The sequence below is a fragment of the Streptomyces sp. NPDC044002 genome (genome assembly GCF_056434525.1).
Genome location: NZ_JBWKEZ010000011.1, coordinates 83,443 through 90,046, shown reverse-complemented (window position 1 = coordinate 90,046; position 6,604 = coordinate 83,443). Strand labels below are relative to the sequence as shown.

Annotated in this window: 5 protein-coding genes and 1 tRNA gene; 3 read left to right on the top strand and 3 right to left on the bottom strand. The window is 75.1% G+C overall.

Annotation, left to right across the window (positions count from 1 at the left end):
* Positions 1 to 105: 105 nt before the first annotated feature.
* Together AC07A6_RS11365 and AC07A6_RS11360 are read right to left on the bottom strand one after the other, a co-directional pair.
* Positions 106 to 2,688, bottom strand: coding sequence for an SUKH-4 family immunity protein (locus AC07A6_RS11365; RefSeq protein WP_478776942.1), 2,583 nt, complete (start codon positions 2,686 to 2,688; stop codon positions 106 to 108).
* Between the two features lie 7 nt (positions 2,689 to 2,695).
* Positions 2,696 to 3,691 (bottom strand): SMI1/KNR4 family protein, encoded by a 996-nt coding sequence (locus AC07A6_RS11360; protein WP_362459163.1) that lies wholly within the window; start codon positions 3,689 to 3,691, stop codon positions 2,696 to 2,698.
* A 228-nt stretch (positions 3,692 to 3,919) separates the two neighbouring features.
* On the opposite strand from AC07A6_RS11360, the gene AC07A6_RS11355 reads away from it, so the two are divergent.
* The gene (locus tag AC07A6_RS11355; protein ID WP_478776941.1) at positions 3,920 to 4,498 is read left to right on the top strand and encodes a YwqJ-related putative deaminase; all 579 of its coding nucleotides are present in this window, start codon (positions 3,920 to 3,922) and stop codon (positions 4,496 to 4,498) included.
* A gap of 5 nt (positions 4,499 to 4,503) precedes the next feature.
* A complete protein-coding gene (locus AC07A6_RS11350) occupies positions 4,504 to 5,013 on the top strand; it encodes an SUKH-3 domain-containing protein (protein ID WP_362459169.1) in 510 nt (169 codons plus the stop codon).
* A 14-nt stretch (positions 5,014 to 5,027) separates the two neighbouring features.
* Here the strand turns inward: AC07A6_RS11350 and AC07A6_RS11345 are convergent, their stop codons facing one another.
* Complete coding sequence (locus AC07A6_RS11345; protein ID WP_362459173.1) at positions 5,028 to 6,275, bottom strand: histidine kinase; 1,248 nt, start codon at positions 6,273 to 6,275, stop codon at positions 5,028 to 5,030.
* 184 nt (positions 6,276 to 6,459) lie between these two features.
* Between AC07A6_RS11345 and AC07A6_RS11340 the strand changes: the two genes are divergently transcribed.
* Positions 6,460 to 6,534: transfer RNA gene (locus AC07A6_RS11340), tRNA-Gln, on the top strand.
* Positions 6,535 to 6,604: the final 70 nt, after the last annotated feature.

Genomic DNA, 6,604 nt, shown 5'->3' with positions numbered 1-6,604 from the left:
TGTTTTTCCCCCCCCCCCTTGTCCCTCCCCCCCCCCCCCCCCTCCCCCCCCCCCCCCCCCCCCCCCCCCCCCCCCCCCCCCCCGGCCACGCGCACGCTCACCGCGTCAGAGCAGTCCGTCCCACATCTGCTCCAGCAGCACCGACCACCAGCTCTCCGGCGAAGCCAGCGCCGCACTGTCCAGACCGGCCAGATTCGCCTGGAAATCGACGGTCCAACGCCCCGCCTGTTCCGGCGTCAGATGCTGCCTCAGCCGCCACATGTGACCCAGCATCGCCAGCGAACGCGCGAACTGCGGCAGGCTCGAATTCACGAACTGCGGCGGCACGGGCGCCCCGCCGGGACCGGCCTCCACCGGCACCGCCACTATGTGCGCCGTCCCGTACTGCACGCACAGCGCCTTGCCGAAGTCGCTGCCGACCACCAGGTACGAGCCCGCGTCCGACGCCGGCTGCACACCGCGCTGCGCGGCCAGCTCGGCCAGCGTCGGCACCGGCTGGCCCGGCACCGCCTGCGCCCAGAAGAACGGCCCGAAATCGACCGGCAGACCCGCCCACATCAGGGTCTGCGCCACGATCTCCGGCACGCCCTGACGGGACACCGCCCGCTGGTCGAAACGGAAGACCCCCTGCGGCCCGAAGGCACCCGCCAGCTCCTGCGCGATCGCGTCCATCGGGATCGCCGGCTGGAGCGGGACCTGCTGCAGCGGCGCCCGGACCGGCGCGGGACGCGCGGGCCCGTCCGCCACCTGGTGCAGCTCACCCTGATGGGTGAGCAGATGGCGCATGCCCTGCTGACGGCCCGCGTGGTCGGTCCCGTACGGGGCCACGCTCGTGATCCGCACCTGCGGCCAGGTCTCCCGGATCATCCGGGCGCAGTAACCGCCGGGCAGCTCACAGGAAGCCAGCTCGGTGTGCAGCTCCAGCACCTGCTGCGGCGGCACGTTCATGGCGCGCAGCTCGTACAGGATCTGCCACTCCGGGTGCGGGGTACCGGGCGCCGAGCGGCGGATCAGCTGCTGCTCGGAGCCGTCGGGCGCGCGGTAGCGCAGCACGGCCTGGTAGCCGGGGCCGACCGTGGGCGCGCCGGACGGGGCCTGCGGCGGCTGCCCCGCCGGACCGGGCGGCGGGCCGGGGGGCGTGCCGGGCGGACCGGGCGGCTGCACCGCACCGGGACCGGCCAGCATGGTCGCGGCATGGTGCGCACCGGCCCCGGGCGCACCGGGAGCCCCAGGCGCACCGGGAGCACCGGGCGGCCCAGGCGGCTGCACGACGGCGGGACCGGCGAGCATCGTCGCGGCATGGTCCAGCCCCCCGCCCAGCGAACCGGACGCACCAGGAGCACCGGGCGGGCCAGGAGGCGTCGGCGCACCGGGAGGCCCGGGCGGGCCGGGCGGCTGCACCACACCGGGCGCCGCCAGCATGGTCGCGGCATGATGCGCACCGGCCCCGGGCGCACCGGGAGCCCCGGGAGCACCCGGGGGCGCCGGCGGAGCCGGAGGACCGGGAGGACCGGGCGGGCCGGGAGGAGCCGGCGGGCCGGGCGGCTGCACGACGGCCGGACCGGCGAGCATCGTCGCGGCATGGTCCAGCCCCCCGCCCAGCGAACCGGACGCACCAGGAGCACCAGGAGCACCGGGCGGGCCAGGAGGCGCCGGCGGACCGGGCGGACCGGGAGGCGCAGGCGGCGCACCCGGCGTCATGCCCGGCGCGGCCAGCATCGTGGCGGCGTACTGCGCCCCACCACCGGGCGCCCCAGGCACCCCGGGCGCACCCGGAGCCCCGGGCGCACCGGCCGGCGGCACCGGCGGCGCCACCGGGGGCTGCTGCGGGGCCGGCGGCGCCTGCGGAGGCTGCGGCGTCTGCGCGACGCCTCCCGGCGGGGACACCCGGGCCCGGCTCGTCGGCGCGTCGGCGATGGACCCGGCATCCGCCGGAACCGCCAACGCCGGGGCCACGGTCGTCTTCGGCAGCTGGCTGCCACCCGCCATCAGCGTGGTCTTGGCCTCCGGGGCCACCCGCGAGGCGGAGGGCGCGTCGTCCAGATCGGAGCCGGACAGCGGCGGCGCGAACACCGTGGCGGGCAGCGGAACGGAGCCGTCCTCGGCACCGGAGTTCACGTCCGTGCCGGCCCACGGCGTGGACCCGGCCGGCACCCCGTCGTTCGCGGTCGGCTCGTACGGCACCTCGCCCCCGCGCCCGAGCGGAACGGGACCCGCACCAGGAACCGGACCCGCACCGGAAGCCCCGGCACCGGCACCGGCCCCGGCCCCGGCGGCACCCGCCCCGGCAGCCGGTCCACCCGCCGGCGGGATCCCCGCCCGGTCCGCCGCCTCCTGCAGCCACTGCGGCGGCGTCAGCATGAACGAGGTCTGCTCCGAATCGATCCGCGGCGGCGGAACCGAAGCCTCCGAAGCCGCCGACGCGGCAGCGGCCCCGTACTCCTCCTCGTACCGCCGGATCACCTCACCCACCGGCAGCCCCGGCCACAGCGTCACCTCGCCGCTGTCCCGCGCGATGACCAGCCGCTGCCGCCCACCACCGGACACCGGACCGGCCGCCCGGTCCTCGGCCCACACCACGAACCCGAGCCCGAACTCCCTTACCCGCACCTCACGGTGCTGGTACGCGGGCACGTCCCCGTTGATCCACTCTTCGGCGCGCTCCTGCGCCTGCGCGAACGTCACCACGACGCCGTCACCCCTCACCCATGCCCGCGCCGGACACTGCAACCGAACGCGCGAATCCGCCGTCCACCATCAGACCGGCCACCGTCTCCAGCTCCGGCGGATTACCCGCCAACCGCTCCAGGAAGGCATCGAAATCGGCACCGCACGGCAGCAACAGACGCTCCACCCGCTCCTGCACCGTCCAGCCGTCCCGGTCGCGCGCGTCGTCGTACGGGGAGAACCAGACGGAGCCCACGCCCTCGCCCTTCACCTTCACCGCGAGCAGCCCGCCCTGTACGAAGGCCACGCACAGGTAGTCCTTCGTCAGGTGGTCCCGCAGACACTTGTTCACGTACACCAGGTCGTTGACCGCCGCCTCCTCACGCACCGTGAAGAACGGCTGGTCCACCAGCAGCCCCAGCTCCACCAGCAGCCCCGCGCCCACCGGCGCGCAGCCGCCCGCCGCCTTCAGGAAGGAGCGGTACGCCTCGGGCAGCCGGTAGCCGAGGTCCTCCTCGACGCCCTGCACCTGCGTCTCCGACACCGACACCAGGGCCTTCGGCAGCCCCAGGTGCGCCGGACGCGCCTCCTGGAGCGGGCGCGCCCCGCGCTTGTCGTGGTCCACCGGAGCCGTCGCCAGACCCGCGTGGTGCCGCAGCAGCGCCTTCACCTCGACCGGGACCAGCTCCATCCGCCGCGAGCCCGCGACGTGGTGCCAGGTCCAGCCGTGCGGGGTCGCCACCGGACCCACCGTGTCCCACAGCGGGTGCCCGGCGGCACGCATCGCCGCGTTGGCGGACACGAAGTCCGTCAGGCGCAGCTCGTCGACGCCGAAGCCCTCCGGGGGCTCGGCGATCTCCACGGCCGCGCGCGCGTAGCGCGAGAAATCGGGATGACCGTTGCCGTCCATCCGCACCCCGTGGGGATGCCGAGCGGCCCGGACCGGGTCCGGGAAATGCACGACCTGCCCCGAGTAAGCGGCGTTGGGTGGCGCGGCCTGCTGCCCGAGCCGACCTGTCGTCATGGCGGTAGCCCCCTGCTGGATCTGGCTGGTTCACCACAGCCTATGTGCTGCGGCAAGACCCTCACCCGCCCCCGGGTCACGCGTGTGCCGAGGGGGCGGGAACATCCGAATTGATACGAATATTCGACCCCGCTTCCGCGCGACAGGTGACATTTGACAGGCTGTCCCGCAGCACGGGGGCGTGCGCGACAGCGACCACCACCGCCGCCACGGGAGGGAAGAGCAACCATGCAGACCGCGACCACACGGACCGCGACCACACAGACTGCGGCCACACAGAACGCGGCACCCCGCACGGGCCGCCCGCAGCCGGCCGACACCGGCGCCGCCGGCGACCCCCGCCTGCGCTGGAGCAGCACCGGCACCGCCCAGACCACACCCGTGCTGCGCTTCCGCCGCGACGGCATCCTGCCCACCGTCGCCGCCGCGCTCTCCGTCCGCGGCGAGACCCTCACCGGCACCGCCGGCAAGGGCGACCAGCCGCCCGCCCTGCACCCCCTGGTCCAGGACTTCCACGACACCCTCACCAGCGGCCAGCGCGAACGCTTCACGGGACGGTGCCCCGAGGCGATCCTGCTCTCCCGCCACCTCACCGCCGTCGAGGGCGCCCGCAGCAAGCGCGCCTCCCGCAAGCCCCTCTCCGCGAGCGAGGCCCGCCGCTCCCTCAAGCACGCCCGCATAACCGCCCGCCACATCCGCGAGGACGGCGACCCCCTGCACGGCACCTACGCGCCGCCCTGCCGCTCCTGCGACGCGCTCCTCAACCACTTCGGCGTACGCCCCGTCGACCTCACCCACCCCGAGTAGCCACCATGACCGCGTCCTCCGCCTCCTACGACCGCTCCTCGGCCACCCGCTTCCCCGGGCCCGTGGACTCCGCCCTGCGCACCGCCGGATGGGAACCCGGCCGCTGGGACATCAAGCAGGCCGAATACTGGGCCGACGCCCTGCGCGACCACACCACCCCCGCCGGGCACCGGCACACCGTCTTCCCCGCCGCCGTCGAGGCCTGGGCCGAATTCGGCGGCCTCACCCTCGGCGCACCGGGCCCGGGCCGCCAGATAGCCCCGACGGCCGTCCGCGTCGACCCGCTGACCGGCCTCCACCTCGCCCGCACCTTCGCCGACCTCGGACGCGCCCTGTCCACTGAGCTCAGTCCGCTCGGCGCCGGCACCGACGGCGGCTCCCACCTCGCCATCGACCGCGAGGGCCGCGTCTACCTCGTCGACCACACCGGCGACTGGTACCTCGGCTCCGGACTCGACGAGGCCCTCACCCTCCTCCTCACCGGCCTCCAGCCCGCCCGCCTCACCACCGGCTGACCCGCCCGCCGCAGCTACCGGGCCGGCAGCACCGCCGACACCTTGAACCCGCCCCCGTCCGTCGGCCCGGAGACGAACACCCCGCCCAGCCCCACGACCCGCTCCCGCATCCCGAGCAGCCCGTTCCCCCCGCTGGGCAGATCGGCACCCCGCGCCTCCCCCTCGCACGGCCCGTTCTCCACCTGCATGGCCACCTCCCCCTCCCGGTGCGCCAGCCGTACGACGACCCGCGCGCCCGGAGCGTGCTTGTGGCAGTTGGTCAGCGCCTCCTGCACCACCCGGTACGCCGTCTGCTCCACCTCCGGCCGGTAACCGCCGCACTCGCCCTGCACCAGCACCTCCACGGCCATCCCGGCCGCCCGCGACTGCCCCACCAGCGCCTCCAGCTCCTTGAGCGTCGGCCCCTCCTCCAGCGCCACCGGCGCCGCCGGCACCGCCCGCGCCGCCGGCTGCTTCTCCGGGGCCCGCAACACGCCCAGCATCTCCCGCAGCTCCGTCAACGCCTGGCGCCCCATGTCACCCACCAGCGCCGCGTTCCGCACCGCCTTCACCGGGTCCTTCGCCGCCACCGCCTGCAGCGCCGCCGCGTGCACCACCATCAGCGACACCCGGTGCGCCACCACGTCGTGCATCTCCCGCGCGATGCGCGTCCGCTCCTCCTGACGGGCCCACTCCGCCCGCTCCTCCGCCCGGTCCGCCAGCAGCGACAGCTCCCGCTCCAGCGAGTCCGCCCGCTCCTGCAGGCTCTCCATCAGCCGGCGCCGCGCGCCCACGTACAGCCCGAGCAGCACCGGCGGCACGGTCAGCGCCACCGCCATGAACACGGACAGCACGATCACGAGCGTGCCGTCGGCCTCCACGTCCCCGCGGGTCTGCACGTACGTCACCACGAACGTCCCGGCCAGCGACATCGCTGCCAGCGTCGCCAGGACCCGCCGCGACACCTCGCACGCCGCCAGCGTGTACAGCCCCACCACGCCGAGCAGGAAGCCCATCGTGGCCGGCGCGACGGCGATGCCCACGAGCACCACCGCCACCGGCCGGCGCCGGCGCAGCACCAGGGTGGACCCCGCCAGCGCCCCGAAGAGCACCCCGGCCCACACCGGCACCCCGGCCTCACGCGCGGTCGGCACCCCTTCGAAGGCGCACTCGACGGCCGAGACCACCCCGAGCCCCACGTCGAGCACGGCCCCCCGCCGCCGCTCCCACCACCAGGGCCCGTCCCGGCCCGTCCCCTCGCGCTCATCCCCCGTACTGGTCATGCCGTCCAGCGTACGCAGCGGGCCCCGCCCAGCGGCGGGCCGAAATCCCGTGAACCGCCGACGGCCGAAAGGCGCCGGTCCGCACCGCCGATTGACCGTCGCGTCGAGGGGGCAGGGTGCGGCATAGTAGGAGCGATCAACTTGGACCAGGACGATGAGCTGTCCCATTCGAGTTGATTGGCTGTCCCCTGTGGTGTAATTGGCAGCACTGAGGCTTTTGGTGCCTTATGTCCGGGTTCGAGTCCTGGCGGGGGAGCCACGCACGTCCGGGTCCCGACCTCACGGTCGGGACCCGGCCTCGTTTTCGGACTGTGACCCCCCGCTATCCT

What these genes read in the sequence shown, in the direction of transcription:
- AC07A6_RS11360 (WP_362459163.1), bottom strand. Translation starts at nt 3,691, where the DNA reads ATGACGACAGGTCGGCTCGGGCAGCAGGCCGCGCCACCCAACGCCGCT.
- AC07A6_RS11355 (WP_478776941.1), top strand. Translation starts at nt 3,920, where the DNA reads ATGCAGACCGCGACCACACGGACCGCGACCACACAGACTGCGGCCACA.
- AC07A6_RS11350 (WP_362459169.1), top strand. Translation starts at nt 4,504, where the DNA reads ATGACCGCGTCCTCCGCCTCCTACGACCGCTCCTCGGCCACCCGCTTC.
- AC07A6_RS11345 (WP_362459173.1), bottom strand. Translation starts at nt 6,275, where the DNA reads ATGACCAGTACGGGGGATGAGCGCGAGGGGACGGGCCGGGACGGGCCC.